18 protein-coding genes are annotated in these 18,593 nt (G+C 36.1%); 14 read left to right on the top strand and 4 right to left on the bottom strand.

From position 1 onward, the window contains the following. The first annotated feature begins 1,061 nt into the window (after nt 1-1,061). The 7 genes from ACOH2D_RS15365 (at nt 1,062) to ACOH2D_RS15335 (ending at nt 9,280) form a co-directional block, all read left to right on the top strand. On the top strand, nt 1,062-1,235 hold the full coding sequence (locus tag ACOH2D_RS15365) for a hypothetical protein (protein ID WP_449535775.1): 174 nt from the start codon (nt 1,062-1,064) through the stop codon (nt 1,233-1,235). A 198-nt stretch (nt 1,236-1,433) separates the two neighbouring features. Further along, nucleotides 1,434-3,398: a tetratricopeptide repeat-containing sensor histidine kinase gene (locus ACOH2D_RS15360; protein WP_449535774.1), complete on the top strand. Its 1,965-nt coding sequence runs from the start codon at nt 1,434-1,436 to the stop codon at nt 3,396-3,398. 6 nt (nt 3,399-3,404) lie between these two features. Beyond that, nucleotides 3,405-4,073 (top strand): response regulator, encoded by a 669-nt coding sequence (locus ACOH2D_RS15355; protein ID WP_449535773.1) that lies wholly within the window; start codon nt 3,405-3,407, stop codon nt 4,071-4,073. A gap of 752 nt (nt 4,074-4,825) precedes the next feature. Next, a complete protein-coding gene (locus ACOH2D_RS15350) occupies nt 4,826-5,188 on the top strand; it encodes a BlaI/MecI/CopY family transcriptional regulator (RefSeq protein ID WP_449535772.1) in 363 nt (120 codons plus the stop codon). Nucleotides 5,189-5,190: 2 nt separating this feature from the next. Next, nucleotides 5,191-7,479 carry an energy transducer TonB gene (locus tag ACOH2D_RS15345; protein ID WP_449535771.1) on the top strand — a complete coding sequence of 763 codons (2,289 nt, stop codon included), beginning with the start codon at nt 5,191-5,193 and terminating at the stop codon, nt 7,477-7,479. 82 nt (nt 7,480-7,561) lie between these two features. Continuing rightward, nucleotides 7,562-8,707: a tetratricopeptide repeat protein gene (locus ACOH2D_RS15340; RefSeq protein ID WP_449535770.1), complete on the top strand. Its 1,146-nt coding sequence runs from the start codon at nt 7,562-7,564 to the stop codon at nt 8,705-8,707. Between the two features lie 99 nt (nt 8,708-8,806). Beyond that, the gene (locus ACOH2D_RS15335) at nt 8,807-9,280 is read left to right on the top strand and encodes a hypothetical protein (RefSeq protein ID WP_449535769.1); all 474 of its coding nucleotides are present in this window, start codon (nt 8,807-8,809) and stop codon (nt 9,278-9,280) included. Here the strand turns inward: ACOH2D_RS15335 and ACOH2D_RS15330 are convergent. Genes ACOH2D_RS15330 through ACOH2D_RS15320 form a run of 3 tightly spaced genes read right to left on the bottom strand, consistent with a single transcriptional unit; the run spans nt 9,277 to nt 12,299 of the window. Beyond that, nucleotides 9,277-10,155, bottom strand: a complete 879-nt coding sequence (locus ACOH2D_RS15330; protein WP_449535768.1) for an outer membrane beta-barrel protein — start codon at nt 10,153-10,155, stop codon at nt 9,277-9,279. The two genes, ACOH2D_RS15335 and ACOH2D_RS15330, sit on opposite strands and share 4 nt — an antisense overlap. 51 nt (nt 10,156-10,206) lie before the next feature. Beyond that, complete coding sequence (locus ACOH2D_RS15325) at nt 10,207-11,334, bottom strand: glycosyltransferase (RefSeq protein WP_449535767.1); 1,128 nt, start codon at nt 11,332-11,334, stop codon at nt 10,207-10,209. Continuing rightward, entirely contained in the window at nt 11,331-12,299 is a 969-nt protein-coding gene (locus tag ACOH2D_RS15320) for a lysylphosphatidylglycerol synthase domain-containing protein (protein WP_449535766.1), read from the bottom strand. The genes ACOH2D_RS15325 and ACOH2D_RS15320 overlap by 4 nt, the downstream gene beginning before the upstream one ends. 27 nt (nt 12,300-12,326) lie before the next feature. Here ACOH2D_RS15320 and ACOH2D_RS15315 point away from each other — a divergent pair, with 27 nt between their 5' ends. The 7 genes from ACOH2D_RS15315 (at nt 12,327) to ACOH2D_RS15285 (ending at nt 17,944) form a co-directional block, all read left to right on the top strand. Further along, nucleotides 12,327-12,971 carry an outer membrane beta-barrel protein gene (locus tag ACOH2D_RS15315; RefSeq protein ID WP_348036135.1) on the top strand — a complete coding sequence of 215 codons (645 nt, stop codon included), beginning with the start codon at nt 12,327-12,329 and terminating at the stop codon, nt 12,969-12,971. After that, nucleotides 12,972-13,526, top strand: coding sequence for a crossover junction endodeoxyribonuclease RuvC (gene ruvC / locus ACOH2D_RS15310; protein ID WP_348036136.1), 555 nt, complete (start codon nt 12,972-12,974; stop codon nt 13,524-13,526). Nucleotides 13,527-13,898: 372 nt separating this feature from the next. Further along, nucleotides 13,899-15,026 carry a radical SAM family heme chaperone HemW gene (gene hemW / locus ACOH2D_RS15305; RefSeq protein ID WP_449535765.1) on the top strand — a complete coding sequence of 376 codons (1,128 nt, stop codon included), beginning with the start codon at nt 13,899-13,901 and terminating at the stop codon, nt 15,024-15,026. 81 nt (nt 15,027-15,107) lie between these two features. Continuing rightward, entirely contained in the window at nt 15,108-15,725 is a 618-nt protein-coding gene (locus tag ACOH2D_RS15300) for a transposase (protein WP_449535764.1), read from the top strand. An 84-nt stretch (nt 15,726-15,809) separates the two neighbouring features. Beyond that, the gene (locus tag ACOH2D_RS15295; protein WP_449535763.1) at nt 15,810-16,559 is read left to right on the top strand and encodes a cyclase family protein; all 750 of its coding nucleotides are present in this window, start codon (nt 15,810-15,812) and stop codon (nt 16,557-16,559) included. Nucleotides 16,560-16,802: 243 nt separating this feature from the next. Further along, complete coding sequence (locus ACOH2D_RS15290; RefSeq protein ID WP_348036145.1) at nt 16,803-17,165, top strand: MmcQ/YjbR family DNA-binding protein; 363 nt, start codon at nt 16,803-16,805, stop codon at nt 17,163-17,165. Between the two features lie 200 nt (nt 17,166-17,365). Then, nucleotides 17,366-17,944, top strand: coding sequence for a PhnA domain-containing protein (locus tag ACOH2D_RS15285; protein ID WP_449535762.1), 579 nt, complete (start codon nt 17,366-17,368; stop codon nt 17,942-17,944). A gap of 252 nt (nt 17,945-18,196) precedes the next feature. Here the strand turns inward: ACOH2D_RS15285 and ACOH2D_RS15280 are convergent, their stop codons facing one another. Beyond that, nucleotides 18,197-18,340, bottom strand: a complete 144-nt coding sequence (locus tag ACOH2D_RS15280) for a hypothetical protein (RefSeq protein ID WP_348036140.1) — start codon at nt 18,338-18,340, stop codon at nt 18,197-18,199. Nucleotides 18,341-18,593 lie beyond the last annotated feature (253 nt).

Here is an 18,593-nt window from a genome sequence, read left to right as displayed (position 1 = left end):
AGCTGGTTAGAATGCCGCCCTGTCACGGCGGAGGTCGCGGGTTCGAGTCCCGTCCAGACCGCAAAAATGCTAAGAAGCTCTAAAGAAATTTAGAGCTTTTTTTAGCGCTTTAAAGAAGTTGTGTTGTTTCCGAAGTCAAATTCGGAACGTAGTGAGTACCAGAGCGATTTGGTATTCCAATGAGAAGCTTTCCTTTTCTGTTTTTAACAGAATCGGGATGCTTTTTTGTTTTAGGGTGGTTTCGAAATTTTCGAAACATCCAATATTCTTCAGAAATCCTCCTAAAAGGAGTAGAATTAGGTTGCCGTTTTTATTCTACAGGTTGCGTATTAATTACCTAATAATCAATCATTTAAAAGGGTCAAGTCAAAAAGTTGTGGGATTTTAGGTTTGTGGATTTAATTTAACCGCTAAGATGCAGAGTAAAATCCCAAAGTTCGCAAGGTTATAAAATCTCATGACGTCCATTGCGAAAATCCTTTGCGGCTCTTGCGTTTAAAAAGGGTTTTATTCTTCAGAAACCCTCCTAAAAGGAGTAGAGTTTGGTTACCGTCTTTATTCTACAGTTTGCCTATTAAATCCCTAGATGTCAATCAAGCCTTTTAATGTTTCTTCATTTTAATGGTACAGTTTTGTATTCTTATGAAACATTAAAAGGATCAGATTGTGCTTGTTTTAACCAACCTTCCAAAGAAATCTGAGAAATCCCAAAAGTTGTTTATAAAAAAGCAGATTAAAAGACTTCTAATGGCCGCTTTTTGTACATCTTTTCGACTAAATTGCTGCACTTCATCGATTAAATGCATTTTTATCCGATAAAATTTTTGTTGGTAATTTTTTTATAATATATTTGACATTCTTTAGTAAGCCCTTAACCAACTTATTCAAGAAAACTTTAATCCATTTTCAAGACGTTATTGCAAAGCTTAATTCCCTCGACGTTAGGTACAAGGCTAAAGTTTTATGCTCAAAAATTAATAATCCATTCTTCCCTCGAATGACATTGTAGTGCACAATTATTAATTAACTAAAATAGTATATAACCCCTAAATTGTAACAACATGAAAACTTTGAAAATTACATTATTATTAGTATTATTCGTAACAGTTTCTAGCCAAACCAACCAAACGCCTTCTCAAACTACAAGTGAAGTAAATAAGTACGAAAAGTCAAAAACAGAATTTGATCTGCTAGCACACTCAAGAGGCGGAATCCGCATTCCAGAGCAGGGATAAAACAATTTATATCTAAAAACCCAAGCCTTTATTTCAATTAATAAGGGCTTTTGGTGTTGGCTTAAATTAAACAGGATACATTGAATAAATTATTATAAATTTGGAATCATTCAAAAACAACATGCCAACGTGTTCAGGTTATATTTTCTAATTACTTTTTTCTTTTTTTTTGGTGAAAGCGCTTATCCACAAAAAAAGTTGGCCTCGCCTGCATATGATAGTATCTTAAAATTTCAAGCGCTCAGTAAAAACCATAAGTTATCCCTTGAAGCGCAATTTGCTTATGCAAAAAAAGCCTTGAATTATTCGAATGCCTTGAAAATCGATTCCATTACAATTAAAATCAATCATAATTATTCTGCGCTTTGCATTTATACGGGTAATTTCAGTGAATTTAAAAGGATCAACTTCAAAACCTTAGACCTCGCAAAAAACACCAAGGATTCTTTAGCCATGGCCATTGCCAACCATAATTTGGGTTTTTACCATCATCGGAATAGGGTTCAAAATGACAGTGCTTATTATTACTATACAAAAGCCTATAAATTTTCTGAACAGTTAGGGCTTACCTCTCGGCAAGTTGATATCTTGATAAATATCTCAGAAATCCAAAACCTGGAAAAAGATTATATAGGTAGTGAGGAAAGTGCGATTAAGGCCATAAAGTTGGCGGAACATCTTCCTAAAGATGATTATATGCTGGAGAGTCTATGGTTGCTTTATACACGGATTGGAACGGGGGCCACAACCATAAAAATCTTTGATAGGGCACTTGATTATCATCAGAAAGCTTATGCGATAGCCAAGAAAATGAGTAATGGGCTTATTCTGGAGTTGTCTTCAGAAAACAATATGGCACATGTCTATAAAGAAAAAGGTGATTTTAAAAAAGCGCTTCAGCTTTATGAAGGCATTTTAGATCACAAGGAGTTATTTGATTTGGATCCTAATTTTTATGCACTGGTATTGGATAATGTCGCCCTAGCAAGATTTTTGAATGGAAATAAAGATTTTGTGCAAATGGAACGTCTGTTTGAAAGGGCGTATCAAATTTCGGACAGTCTTAAGGACAAAGTAAATATACTGAATGTGACGATTGATCTTTCTAAGTTTTATAAAGGTCAAGGTAAGCAGCAGCTGGCCCTAAAGTATGCGGAAGAATCCTATCAATTAGCAAAAGAGATATCATCTAATGACCTTCTTTTGGAGTCTATGATTATTCTTTCCGAACTCAAACCAGGTGACGAAGGCAAAGTCTACCTAAATCAACATATCCAGTTAAGTGATAGTCTGTTGGCACATGAACGCGGTATCCGTAATAAATTTGCGCGTATTGAATTTGAAACCGACCAGATCGAATTGGAAAACGAACGGATGGCGACGGAAAAAATGTGGTGGATTATTAGTTCCTTCGTTTTAATGGTAGGTTCCATATTGGTCTATATCATTTTCACACAGCGCAACAAGAATATAGAATTGAAATTCAAACAAGACCAGCAGGAAGTCAATGAGGAAATTTACAATTTATTGCTTTCCCAACAGGACAAAGTTGACGGGGCCAGGTTTGAAGAGAAAAAACGTATTTCGCAAGAGTTGCATGATGGCATCTTAGGACGCCTTTTTGGAACGCGGTTGAGTTTGGATAGTTATAATCTTAATGAAGGAAAAGAGGCGGCACAGACACGATCCAAATACATTTCGGAATTAAAGATTATTGAAAATGATATTCGTAAAATTTCCCATGACTTGAATACCGATTTTATGGAGGGCTCTGGATTTATCGATATTTTGTTGGAATTGATCGAAAAACAGGCCGCTGCCTATCAATTGGAATATGAATTTGATTATTCAGAAGATATTGATTGGGAGTTAGTTTCCAATAAAACCAAAATAAACATTTACAGAATGGTTCAGGAAGGACTTCAAAATATCTATAAACATGCCAAAGCCAAAACCGTACACATTAGTTTTCAACTGAAAAATCCTGTAATTTGCTTGACTATAAATGATGACGGTGTTGGATTTGATCCGAATAAGAGTAAAAAAGGAATCGGTCTGAAAAACATTAAATCAAGGGTCAATCAACTTAACGGAACGGTATTGTTCCATTCAAAAATTGATCAAGGCACAGCCATAACAGTGAAAATCCCCTATACAATTTAAGTACCTATGCAGCACATTCATATTTTGATGGTAGATGACCATCCCATTATCATTGAAGGTTATCAAAACACCTTGATGGCAAGCAAAAAGGAGAATCAGATCCTGCACATTGACACCGCAAATGATTGTGACATTGCAAATGAATTATTGCGACGAGCAGCCAAGGAAAAGCCTTATGATGTTTGCTTTTTTGATGTCAGTTTGCCAGGTTCTTCGGATGGCAAATTGACTTCGGGAGAGGATTTGGCGAAATTGACACGCAATCTCATGCCCAATGCGAAAATTGTTATTTTAACCATGTTCAATGAGTCGTTTAGAGTGCACAACATTATAAAGCAGATTGATCCTGACGGATTTTTAATTAAAAGTGATATGACGTCCAGTGAATTGGCAGAGGCCTTTCAACATATTTTATCTTCTCCGCCCTATTACAGTAGTACGGTAAATAATTTCTTGAAAAAGTCGGTAATAACTGATATTTATGTAGATGATATCAACCGGAAAATTCTGCATTTATTATCGCAAGGCGTTCGGACAATTACCTTAAGGGAACACATTAATTTATCAATGAGTGCCATTGAAAAGCGTAAAAAACATCTCAAAGTTTTATTCTCTGTAAACGATGGTAGGGATGAAACACTCATTGAAAAAGCGAGGAAAAAGGGTTTTCTGTAAATAAAACGGATAAATTTACGTTTTTTTGATTTTTGGAAAATCGTCAATGACTTGCTACGTATGAGTTGTACGGTTTTGCCACAAAAAGTTTGCGGTTTTCCCGTAACTTAAAGTCACATCTCTTTTCTATATTTGATTAGTCAACAACAATTAATTAATCCCTCTACTCATTTGTTGAGTTAATAGTAAAAAGAATAAACCTAATAATTAACCGTCTGGAAAATTATTAGGTTTTATTTTTAGTATCATCTGGTAGCATTAAGATTTGTCGATTTCCTAAGCATAAAGAATGATAATGGTTTTATAGCAACTTGATTTATAGCGTATCCATTTTTGTCTTTTTTGTAAGCCTTAATCAGGCGTCATGATTCCAGATAATTATAAATTTTAAGAGCTGCCTTCAACGCTTTACGGGTTATGTCTTGATTCTTGGTTCTAAAAGCGAAGCGGTCTTGATTCTTTTACCAAAGCTTTATCTGTTATGTCTTGATTCTTGGTTCTAAAAGCGAAGGGCGGTCGTTGAGCTTGTCGAAATGTCTTGATTCTTTTATCAGATAATTCTTTTCCTTCCTTCTCCACTTCCTTCAACTTTTATAAAATCTTTTAACTAAAAAATTAGTTTGAACTAATATTTTAGTTATATTAGCATCATCAAGTGAGGTGATTAGAAGATTATAATCCGTTTGCTCTGATGAAATTCCAGTTTAACTAAATATCCCGAAGTTTCGGGACTGCCCTCGCAGGGAGAGATTATGAAACAACTCACAAAAGCCGAAGAAGAGATCATGCAAGTGCTATGGCAATTGCAAAAAGCCAATGTCAAACAAATTATTGACGAATTGCCCGAACCCAAACCTGCCTATAATACGGTATCTACCATTGTGCGGATTTTGGAAAGCAAAGGATTTGTGGATTATGAAAAACAGGGCAAAGGACATCTCTATTTTCCGTTGGTGGCAAAAACGGACTACAGCAACCAAAGCATTAATATGCTGGTCAATGATTATTTTCAAGGCTCATTTAAGAGTATGGTATCTTTTTTCGTGAAGAAAAATGAACTGAGCTTAAAAGATTTGGAATCGGTTTTAAAGGAAATTAACAAAAAAGACGACTAGCTATGTTACACTATATTCTACAAACCCTTGCGTTTCAAGTGTTCTTTTTGATCATTTATGACGTGTTTTTAAAGAACGAGACCTTCTTTAATTGGAATCGTGCGTATTTAATCGGCACAGCTTTCTTGTCGTTTGTCTTGCCTTTTTTAAAATTTGAAAGTATCAAAGCCATTGTTCCAGAACCGATGATTATTAGGTTGCCAGAGGTTATTATTGGGGAGGTTTCGCCCATAGTTATGGATGAGGCTATGATGATGCAAACGCAACAAATCTCAGAGCAAGCGCTCAGTTTTTCTTGGACTTATGTTTGGGTTTTGGGGATGGTTTTAGCAGCGCTTATTTTGGCATACAAAATCATCAAAATCCTAAAAATGCTCCATGAAAACCCAAAACGTTGGCAAGGCGATGCGCTTATTGTGTTTTTATTGAATAGCAGTGCGGCCTTCTCTTTTTTCCAATATATCTTTTTGGGGAATAACATTCATGCAGAAAAAAAAGAACATATCGTACAACATGAAATGGTTCATGTCAAAGAAAAACACAGTCTGGATTTATTGGCCTTTGAAATCTTACGGATCGTGTTTTGGTTCAATCCATTAATATATATGTATCAAAATAGATTATCTACGTTGCACGAGTTCATCGCCGATGCAAAAGCAGTAAAATACAAGGGCAAGTCGGAATACTATCAAAGTTTGTTGTCGGAAGTTTTCGAGACCCAGCAGATTTCATTCATCAATCCATTTTTTCATCAATCATTAATCAAAAAACGAATCCTTATGTTAAGCAAATCAAAATCAAAACAAATCCATCTTATCAAGTATGCCTTATTGGGGCCAGTGGTGATGGTCATGCTCATGTACACCTCGTCTTATGCGAGTGAAGTAAAAGATCCATTCCCTTTTCTTCAGAAAGAAGTTCTTTATCAGGAATTGACCTTTCAAGAATTAGTGGATAAATATTATAAGGAGATTGCTGAATTGACACGGACTAAAGGTAGTTTTAATATAAATAACGAAGAGTTTTTTAAACGAGACGATAATTATATTGAGAGTAGAGAGGTAGTAGCCAGAAGGCAAGCATTTATAAAATTTATGTATACTGAAATTAGGGAGAAAAAGGAAAGTGAAGGCCAGTTAACTGAAGCGGATGCAGAAAATTATGAAAAAAGGATTAATAGATTTAAAACTTATGAAGACTATCTTGACTTTAAAAAAACGGATGTAGCTAAACAAGGATGGGAAAATATGGGAAGAAATGGCGAGCTACGTTTGGTAGTTGATAATATGGCTAAATTATCAGATGACGAAAATGAAATGAAAGCTGAAAAGTTGGCCTTAATAGATAAAGATGCCTTTTACTATAAACTGAAAATGACTGATGGGAAAACGACTATTGACATAAACATGGATAAAAATAATTCCACAATCATCGATAATATTAAGATAAATAAGACATCATCTGATGCTAATGACATTGAAGTGCCATTCGCGACTATAGATGAAGTGCCATTATTTGAAGGTTGCGAACCGACAGGATCTAAAGAGGTTGATAAAGATTGTACTTCTCGAAAGGTAGCGGAATTTGTCAATAAAAACTACAATACGAATTTGGCCACCGAACTAGGATTGACTGGAAGACAACGCATCAATGTTATTTTTAAAATTGGTAAAGACGGAAAAGTTAGGGACGTCATGTCAAGAGCGCCACATCCTGGACTGGAAGCTGAAGCGATTAGAGTCATTAAATCCATGCCAGATTTTACACCAGGGAAACAAAAAGGGGAAACCGTAACGGTGCCGTATAGTTTGCCTATTTTATTTCAAGTTTCAGAGGATGCTTCAGGAATAGATGTAAAAAAAACAGAAGAATCTGAGCAGAACCATCTTAAAGAACTGAAATCTAAAGAACAGGATAAAATCACATTTGATGGCGAAATTCCTTATGCCGTTGTTGATGAAGTGCCTCGATTCCCTTCTTGTGAAGCATTAGATTCAAATGAAGCGCTCAAAAAATGTACATCCGATAAAATCAGTGAATTCGTCAATAAAAATTTCAATACCAAATTAGCGAAAGAATTGGGATTGAGTGGAACGCAACGCCTCATGGTTATTTTTAAAATTGAAAAAGACGGTTCCATCTCGAATATTAGGGCAAAAGCATCTCATCCTGGGTTGGAAAAGGAGGTCATTCGTGTAGTTAAAACATTGCCCAAAATGACTCCTGGCAAACACAAAGGTAAAGCAGTAGTGGTGCCATATAGTCTGCCAATATTATTTCAAGTGCAATAATAGGAGTTTCGTTTTATTTTCTCGTTCAGCATACTAAATTTTAAAACCTGTCGGAAAAATTATTTCAGATAAGATTTTTATAATGGAATACATGATAAAATTCTATAAAATTTTACTTTTAGTGTTAGTCTCATGGTCTGTACAAGCGCAGGACGTCCTATTAAAACGTGCTGACAGCTTGTATGTCCATGGCAACTATTCACAAGCGATTGAGGTTTTTAAAACCTATGAAAAACAAGAAGAGGTTTATGAGAAAATGGCGAAGGCTAATTTAGCGCTTGGTAATTACGATGAAGCTTTAGCAAGCTATGATAACGCACTCAACGCTTTCCCTGAGGATGCGCTTATCAAGTATGACTATGCCAAACTGCTTTCCCGAAGTAAAAAACTCAATGATGCTGCCGTATTATTCAGTGAGCTGGTGTATCTCGATTATAAAAATCCGAATTACCATTATGAGCTTGGTTTGGTTTTTGAAAAACAAGGCGATTCTACGGCCATGAACCGATTTCATTCGGCCTATGAGCTCGATCACACCCATCAAAAAGCCATTTATAAAATCGCCAGGTATTTCTTAGCAAAGCGCAATCATGAGGCGTCCCTTCGTTATATCAACACAGGATTGAAGAGTTATGCCAATAATGCGGAGTTGATCAGCTTAAAAGCGCTCAATTACTATCGGAAAGAGAATTATAAAGAAGCGTCCGTATGGTTCGAGAAGTTATTGGATTTGGGCGAAAGTTCGCAGTTTATCCATGAGAAATTGAGCTTTTGTTATGCCGAACAATTACTGTACGAAAAAGCCATCGTTCAAGCCCATCGTGCGGTAGATTATGATTCTAAAAATGCGACCAACCTCTATATTTTAGGACAATTATATGAGAAAATCGATAATTTCGCTGCCGCAGAAGAATGGATTGCCAAGGCTTTGAATATTTTGGATCAGCCGTTAAATGCGGAATACACGAAGCTTGCAGGCGTTTTAAATCGACAGAAAAAATACAAGGAAGCCATAGCAGCACTTCAGAAGGCAGTCAATGAAAACCCACAGGACGAGGCGGCTCAGTTCTTTTTGGTAAGAACCAAAGATGAATATTATGCAGATCGCAATTCTAAAATTAAAGTCTATGAAGTGTATATCGATAAATTCCCAAAAAGCATGTATGTTCCCTATGCCAGTAGCCGATTGCGAGAGCTAAAGGAAGAGAAATTCATGAAAACTGATTAAGTTTGATTTGTTCTAAAAATAAATTAGTTATCAGAACTAGGTTGAGTGAATTTATTCTCTAAAAAAATTGTACTTTTCAGCTTCAGTACTCTTATAAAAATGAAGCGACTATTACTTGTTTTCTTTATCATACTGACGTCTTGCGATTATTTTCAATCCAAAAAAGTGTCCACCGAACAAATTTTGGAAGAGGAAATGCAAGCCATCAATTGGAATGACGTGGATGATTATCCGACGTTTGCCGACTGTGATAACGTTTTCACCCATCAAGAAAAGAAAGCATGTTTTGAAAACCATCTTTATAAATTGCTGACCTCGCATTTGGAGCATCAAAAAATCGTCGTGACCGAGGATGTCTCTGATACTGTGATTTTAAAAATTCATATTGATAAAACGGGTGGATTTTCAATCAAAAACATTGATATGGATTCGGTAACTAAAGCGCAGATTCCGCAGTTAGATAGCATCTTGAGACATAGCTTTGATTCCCTTCCCAAAATTTATCCGGCCATTAAACGCAGTCAGCAAGTGGCCACTGAGTTCAGTTTGCCCGTCATTGTCCACATTAATTAATTGATTTTGAATTTAAGTCCGAGAGTAATATCTGAAGAGAAATTGCCTTGATTTTTAAAGAAGATCGCAAAAATCTGATTGTAACTTACATTCGCATAAATAACAGAACTCAATCGTATATCGGCACCTACGCCAATGATCAGCGGGACATCAAAAGCTGTGTCGTCAATATATTGAGTGATGGTGTTGTTGGCGGAATCTTCAAAAGTGACGGTCGCCCTGGTGAGATTTAAGGTTGCAAATTTAACATCGCCATAAAAGCTGATGGCTGAAGTATTAATAAATCGATATCTATAACCTAAAGAAAGTTCAGTAGTTTCATATTTGAAGGCGTCCTTTTCAGCGACATGACGTAATTGTAAATACCCCGAATGTTTTTTGTTCTTTCCAGTGAGCATTTCAAGTTCTCCTCCAAATACGGAGGATATTATGTTTTCTGGATTGCCTACAAACGGACTGTTGGTAATCCCACCAAAAACACCCAAACGGAGTTCGGCCTTAAATTTGGAGCGCTCTGATGCGTATTCTGGACTTACAGATGCATTGTATTGGTCAACAAAATGAGCCAAATCGCGTAGGTTGAAATTCGTTTTTGAGGCGTTTAATGTGTTGTTGGTAAGCTGTGTTAAAGTTGACTTGTATTCTTCTTGAAAGGTGTTGTTAGCATTTTTAGTGTTGAGCAATTCTAAGAGTTGAGGGTCTTCCGTTCTTATAAAATAGCGGTATTGGTTGTCAAAACTATTCCAAAGCAAATCAAGAGGACCTTCAATTGCAGATTTTAATTGAACAGATTGACCATCAATCGTATAGGTTTTTTGGGCGCTGGCCAAAAAGGCGCTAAATAAAAAAATCGTGATGAAGACAAATCTTTTCATAACACAGGATTCAGATGATTGTAAATTTACCGAAAATAAATTACAGTAGCACTATTGTCTATAACTTCGGCCTTTCCACTTATAACCCTTAAATACAGCTGTAAACGCCACGTAAACGCTGAAAAAAGGATAATATAAAGACGCCAATAAATAGTGTTTTAAATGGTGTTTCTGATCAAAGAAATTGGCTGCTTTTTGAATCAAAAGTAAATCGATACTGAACTTTATGATGAAAATATATAAGAGTCCTTTTGGTGTCAAAATTCCGATGCCGAGCAATGCCACACAGCAAATTAAAAGCGCGTTTTGTAATAAAATGATAAACCCTGCGAACTTCCCGAACAAGTTTTTATAAGCACTTGATTTTGCTGCCCAACGCACGCGCTGCTCAATTAAATCTTTTCTTGAATTTAGTGCTGAAGATAAAACAACGGCTTGTTTGCATTTCAAATACGCCACTTTCATAGTTTTATTTCGGGTTGCTTTTTCGAGTAAGAAAACATCATCGCCACTCGCTATTTCGGAGTTGCCTTGAAATCCATTTAGGGTTTTAAAAAGTTCTTTTTTGTACGCTAAATTGGCACCATTACATAAAAACGGCTTTTTTATACCAAAGCTTCCCATGGTGGCACCCTGCAAACTGAGCACATCCAAGAGTTGAAAGTTTTGCAGGAAACCTTTGACCTTGGTATAGGTTATGGGTGCGACAATCATATCAGGTTGTTGCTTTTGAATGAATTCATCAAAACTATCGAGCCAATATTTAGGAAGAATACTATCGGCATCTGTGGTCACAATCCAGTCATATTTTGCTTCAGAAATGGCCAGGGTAATGGCATCTTTCTTTGGCGAATTGCTGAGTCTTATGTTTTTTATGATTTGAATATTAGTAATTCCACTTTGTATCAGAAATGCATCGAGCAGATGAACGGAATTGTCGTCAGAGTCGTCATCCACAAAAATAATTTCGAAATAGTCCTTCGGATAGTTCAACGCTGAAATCGATTCCAAAAGCGCAGGAAGATTTTTTTCCTCATTTCTAAAAGGAATAAGGATGCTGAAACGCGTTTTTGGGGTTGCATCGCTCAATTCAAAAGTTTTTACACGATCAAAGCCCAAAATAAAACTTCCTATTAGGAAAAGATAAACAACAGTAATGCTGATAATAATGAAAATCATGAAACGGTTTTAGGAAGTTTAAAATTAAGGACGTGGTAGCTGCCAATAACACTGGGAAGCACAAAGTTTAAAATCCACATCAAGGTGACGATGGATAATATAATAGCTTCGGGAACCCCAATTAATCCGAACAGATAAATGGCAACACCACCTTTAATGATCACGTCAAATATAAATATGGACGGTATAATGGAAGATAATAAATACATGCTTGAGATGAATACCATGGCTTCAAAATAGTTCATTTCGATGCCAAATAAATACAACAAATAGTAAAACTGAAAAGAAAAGATCAAATAACGAACTAAGGAAAATAGGATTATTTTGAATAGTGAGTTTTTACTAATGTTCTTTAGGAAGTCCAGCTGTTTATAAAGTAACTTTTTCTGTTTTTTAAACCCATCCGTTTTTAAGATCCAAATAAGGAAAGTCGCTATAAAGCCAAGCAATCCAAGCCCAATGAAAAGACCATTGTAATTTAATTCAGGCTGAAAACGAAGCGCAACATATGCAAAGCCAAAAGTTCCAAAAATTGTAGTGATGGCCATTTGAGCGCTATTGCCAATCAGGTTTAGTAATACGATTTTTTTACGTTGAAGTGCTTGGTAGTATATGGCTTTTGCGCCATAATCGCCAATGCGATTAGGAGTTAATAGCGAGGCGGTAAGCGCACCCAAAGTTTGGGCGGCAGCTTCGTTAAATGATATTTCTGTAATGCAATCAACTAAGGTCTGCCATTTTAAGATTTCAAAAAACCAGTTAAAAATGCTTAAAAAAAGCAAAATAAGGATTGTATTTGCTGAAATCGCGCTAAAATTCATCAGATTTTGAATGAATTCATCAAAATGTAGATCTCTATTATGGAACAGTTTGGTGTAAATGAAATAAAAAGCAGCAACAACAAGTCCTATTTTTATAAGTACAAGCGAGAATTGTTTAGTTTTGTGAGAGATTGCCGTTAACATAATCGCAAATTAAACCATAATTAGCTTATGAGACCTTATTTTAAAATACAAAACTTAAGTTGGCTTTTGTTTTTGACACTTATGACGACCTCTTTAAGTAGCGCCCAAAAGGATGTTGAAAAATGGAAGTTACAACTCGCTTTGGGAATCAATAATACGATCGATCAAGAAGAAACTGTTGGATTCTTCTCCAAGCAAATCAACTTTCCAACCATTAATTTAGGAGTGCAATATATGTTTGCCAGAAATTGGGGCGTTAAACTGGATCTTGGTTACAATCGCTCTTCTGAAGCAACAGATAGATCCTTGCCCTATAAATTAAATTATACCCGTGTCAATGTTCAGGGGGTTTATGATTTTAAGGATTTGCTTACTTTTTTGCCGCCTCCAATTGGCATTGTGGCTCATGCTGGTCCTGGCCTAAGTATGACCAAGCCTTTAGGTAGTTATGCGAACAACACCTATACCTATCCCAATGTTATGGCTGGGGTGGAAGTGCATTACAGATTGACCGAATCCTTATCCATTTATGTGGACGGTTCGTATGTTTATGCGCTTTCAAAGAAAAATAAATATAACGTAGCCACCGACGGGTTTTCATTTAATGGCGATTTGGCGTATGTTGCTTTTGGGGCCTCCATCTCTTTAAGTGGCTGCCATTATTGTAATTAAATGATAAAAGAAAAAATTATTTTAGGGATTGACCCTGGGACGACTATTATGGGTTTCGGACTGATTAAGGTGGTTGGTAAAACCATGTCATTTTTACAATTGAATGAATTGGATCTTAAGAAATACGATGATCATTACCTCAAACTCAAACTCATTTTTGAACGTACCATTGAGCTTATTGACACGCATCATCCTGACGAAATAGCTATTGAAGCACCCTTTTTCGGGAAAAACGTGCAAAGTATGTTGAAGTTGGGGCGTGCGCAAGGTGTCGCCATGGCCGCAGGTTTGAGTAGAGAGGTTCCGATTACCGAATATGCTCCAAAAAAAATAAAAATGGCCATTACCGGAAACGGGAACGCCAGTAAAGAACAGGTAGCCAAAATGCTTCAAAGTTTGTTGGGCTTGAAAACCTTACCAAAAAATCTGGATTCAATGGATGGTTTGGCGGCTGCGGTATGTCATTTTTATAATGAAGGCCGTATTGAAGTTGGTAAAAGTTACACAGGTTGGGCTGCCTTTGTAAAGCAGAATGAGGATAGAGTGAAGAAGTAGTGTTCAGTTAGCAGTATTCAGTCCTCAGTCTTCAGTTGGCAGTCATCTAGCCTTCGCAAAAGCCTCGAACGGACGAGCAGTTGTTAGTCGGGAGTTTTTCAAGTGAAAGTCTTTGTGAAACTTTGTGCTCCTTTGTGCAACTTTGCGTAATAGCTTTTATTTTCTTTATTCGTTATTAATGCCGGGCACTACTATTACCTTTCATTTTCTGCCATGATGAAAATGAGAAGTTGATTTGTTGATACATTTTCATAAAAAAGGAAGGCTTTATGTAGCTTTGTGAAATAGCTTTTTTTACTTTCATTATTCATTATTCATTATTCATTATTCATTATTCGTTATTCATTATTCATTATTCATTATTCATTATTCATGTCTGGAATTTACATCCATATCCCATTTTGCAAACAAGCCTGTCACTACTGTGACTTCCATTTTTCGACGTCTTTAAGGAAGAAAGATGAATTGGTCGGTGCCTTGGTCAAGGAATTGGAATTACGCAAAGACGAATTTAAAGATCAAGTTGTTGAAACCATTTATTTTGGCGGCGGCACGCCAAGTTTATTGTCAATTGAAGAGTTGCAATTGTTGATTGATGAGGTTTATAAACATTATAAAGTTGCAGAAAATCCTGAAATTACACTCGAAGCAAATCCAGATGATTTAACGACTAAACATCTCAACGACTTTTCGAATTCCCCAATAAACCGTCTGTCCATCGGGATTCAATCTTTTTTTGAAGACGATTTAAAACTGATGAATCGCGCGCACAATTCTGAAGAAGCCATAAAATGTATGGAAGAAGCGACGCGCCATTTCGATAACATTTCTATCGATTTAATTTACGGGATTCCAGGAATGAGCAATGAGCAATGGATTCAAAATATAGAAACGGCATTGTCTTTCAATATTCCTCATATTTCCAGTTATGCGTTAACGGTGGAGCCGAGAACCGCTTTGGCATCTTTGATTAAAAAGGGCGCAATTAAAAATGTCGATGATGATCTTGCTCAGGAGCAATTTCATATTATGGTTGAAAAATTGGAAGAAGCTGGTTTTGTACATTATGAGCTTTCTAATTTTGGGAAGCCTGGGTATTTCAGTAGAAATAATTCCGCCTATTGGCAAGGAAAACCCTATTTGGGGATTGGACCTTCGGCACATTCCTTTGATGGAAAACATCGAGGTTGGAATGTTCGAAATAACACAAAATACATCAAGGCATTAGAAGAAAATAAAATCCCTATTGAGATTGAAACGCTTACGGTTACTGACAAATACAATGAATACGTAATGACAGGCTTGCGCACCATCTGGGGTGTTTCTTTAGAAAAAGTGGAGCAGGATTTTGGTGTTTCTTATAAAACTTATCTCTTGGAGCAATCTCAAAAACATATTATTGAACATTTATTGTATCTTGAAGATGGCAAATTGCTAGTCACTAAAAAAGGTCAGTTTTTGAGTGATGGCATCGCTTCTGATCTTTTTATGTTGAATTAAAGTTAACTCTCTTAACTCTCTCAGGGTTTGAAACCCTGAGAGAGTTTTCGAGGGAGTTTTTCTGAGAGAGTTATAAATATTATGGCGTTATTAGATAAAATAGAATTCGGTCATTATTACCATATTTATAATAGAGGAAACAATGGTAATACTATCTTCTTTGACGAAGAAAATTACAGATATTTTCTCTCACTTTACTTGAAGTATATTTACCCTATAGCTGATACTTTTTGTTGGTGCTTATTAAAAAACCATTTTCATTTTTTAATAAGGATTAAAGAACTTGATGAAATCAAAATAGATCAATTAAATTATTCTACGCACATTAAGATAAACAAAGAAAAAGTCAATCCGTCAAAGCAATTTTCACATCTTTTCAATGCTTACACACAAGCTGTAAATAAAAAGTATGATCGAACAGGAAGTGTGTTTGAAAAACCTTTCAAACGAAAGGTAGTAACCTCTCAGGATTATCTTATAAAATTGAATTTTTATATTCATAATAATCCTGTTCATCACAGATTAGTTGATACAATTTCAGATTATAAATGGTCATCATACCATTCAATCATATCATCTAAACCAACCTATATATTAAGAAATGACGTCATTGAGATGTTTGATGATTTGCTGAATTTTAAAATATATCATTCCAGAAATCAAGATTTTGAAGATATTAAATTTTTAATTTTGGAGTGATTTGTACCCTTCTCAGGTTTTTTACCCCTCTCAGGGTTTGGAATCCTGAGAGGGTTATAAAGGATTAAAATAAAAGTAAAAATGATGAAAACAACCATACAATACCAGTCAAATACCTACGTGATAGACTTATCAAAACCACTTGATATTTCGATTCCGCTGCGCGCTTCCAAAGAGAATATCAATGCCTGGTATATTGGCAAGCCTGAAATAGAACCGGTTAAAAATGGCGATTGGGTCGGGAGCATTAAAGCAGGTGCAGCTATCAATTTTAATACTATTCAGTTCAATCCACACGCGCACGGCACACATACGGAGTGTATTGGGCACATTACAGAGGAATTCCATTCCATTAATAAAAATTTAAAGCATTTTTTCTTTACTGCGGAATTGATATCCGTCGCTCCAGAAAATTATTTGAAGGATACAATTATTTCCAAACAGCAAATCGATGTTTTGTTGAAGGGCAAAAAGCCTGAAGCCTTGGTCGTCCGTACATTGCCAAATACAAAGAGCAAAAAAAATCGACACTATTCTGAAACCAATTGGACCTATTTAACGGAAGAAGCTATGGTGTTTATCAGAGAACGAGGAATTCTGCACGTTCTAATCGATTTGCCGAGCGTGGATCGCGAGCATGATGGGGGAAAATTACTCGCACACAAAGCCTTTTGGGATTTTGATGGCGACAGACGAATACATTGCACCATCACGGAATTTATCTATGTCAAAAATAAAATCAAGGATGGCAGTTATCTTTTAAATCTTCAGATTGCGCCGTTTGAAAACGATGCCACGCCAAGTAAACCTGTTCTCTATAAAATTTTGGATTGATATGAAAATGACTTACAAATTGGAGGAATTGGGCATGTTTGGGCGGAAATTTGTTCTTGATTATATTGAAATCATCTGACCGGTCCTGTGATTAATTGAATGATTATGCTTATAAATCCATCTATTCTTCGTTTAGAATAGATGACACGCCTTAATTTATTTATCAGCACATAAGTTTTTAGAATCCTCTTAAATATCCGAAATTTTAAAGGGATTGAAATGTCTAATCTGGAATTTTATTATATGAATATCGAAGAGCTACAAACCTATTGCCTTTCTAAAAAGGAAGTTACAGAAGATTTCCCGTTTGATGCGGACACGCTCGTCTTTAAGGTTTTAGGCAAAATGTTCGTTTTGGTAAGTTTGGAAAAATGGGAAGCAGGTCAAAAAGGCATCAACCTCAAATGTGATCCCGATTATGCTGAAGAACTGCGTGCTGAATATGATGCGTTTACTCCTGGTTATCATATGAACAAAAAACATTGGAATACGATTGATCTTACCCGGGATGAAATTTCTCCTAAATTCTTAACAGAACTCATTGATCATTCCTACGCAATGGTCGTTAAAGGAATGCCTAAAAAGATGCGGGATTCCTTAAAATGAACTTGATTTATAAACTTCTCAGGTTTTCAAAATCTGAGAGGTTTGGTCATAATTGTTTTGAGCTCCTTGGTCATTTCTATGTTGTTGTCAGCAACGCAATGAATACTATAAAGAAGGATTCTCTTCAATAAAATGTTATCTTTGCACCGCAGAATTTTAGGTCTGCAATCGTTAATCTTAACTCGTAAATCAACAATCCCATGAGCGTCCTTCAAATGCTTCAAGAGAGAAGCAACAGCACCTGCGAACTTTGTGGTTCAAAAGAAAACTTATCACAATACATCATTCCACCAATGTTGAATGAAAATGTGGCCAATGATGTGTTGGTTTGTAAAACCTGTTTGGATCAAATAGAAGGTAAAGTGGAGATGGATTCCAACCATTGGCGTTGTTTGAACGATAGCATGTGGAGTGAGCACGTGGCCGTTCAAATTATGGCATGGCGCATGCTTCAAAGATTGCGTGGCGAAGGTTGGCCAAAAGATTTGTTGGACATGATGTATCTTGATGATGAGGCATTAGCCTTGGCAAGAGCAACTGGCGAGCATGAAGATGCAGCCAATAAAATCATCCATCGTGATGTGAATGGTGTGGTCTTGGAAGCAGGAGATTCAGTCGTGTTGATCAAAGATTTAAAAGTGAAAGGTTCCAGTATGGTTGCCAAACAAGGCACTGCTGTTAGAAACATTCGATTGGATCATGAAAACGCTGAATTTATAGAAGGTAGAGTGGATGGTCAACAGATTGTGATCATCACGAAATACGTGAAGAAATCTTAGACTTTTTAAGCAGAAATTTTTCTTTTGAAACTTGTCGACCTGCATTAGGAAAATAGATGATGGCTTTATTTTAAGATCGAACGCTGACCTGCCCGTCCGTTCAGGCGGGTGACGTTGATTAAGCGGAATTGCACTGATTTTAATTGTTGATTAAAGGATTGACTTTCTTTGTGAAACTTTGTGTTTCCTTTGTGCAACTTTGCGTAACAGCTTTCTTTATTACTTAGATAGATTCACATCACTTCAGGCACTTCAATGATCGTCATCTTTCTTTCTAAACAACCCCAACCCCAAGGGTAGCATCAGAAAAAGAAAAAAGAACTTTCCAGACATCACACCATAAATTGTGATTGCTGCTGCAATGGTCAATAAAATCCAGACGTATTTTGTTTTCATTTTAAGTGTTGTTTTTTCTAAAGCTCATCGGAGTCTTGCTTAATGTCGATTTAAAATATCGATTGAAATTAACCATCACATCACCTTTTTTATAATAGCTGATGGTATCGCCCATAGTCAGTGTGCCCTAGCCTTCCACAATAAAACACAGTTGGGTTCTTCATGCTGATGTAACTTATCATAAAAGGAAAGCGCTTCATCAATCTTAAAACAGAAAGCATCCTGATGAGGTTTTGGTATTTTAAAAGGGAGA

The organism is Gelidibacter sp., from assembly GCF_053579655.1.
Note: the sequence above shows the minus strand (reverse complement) of the source record. Positions and strands in the feature narration are given on the sequence as shown.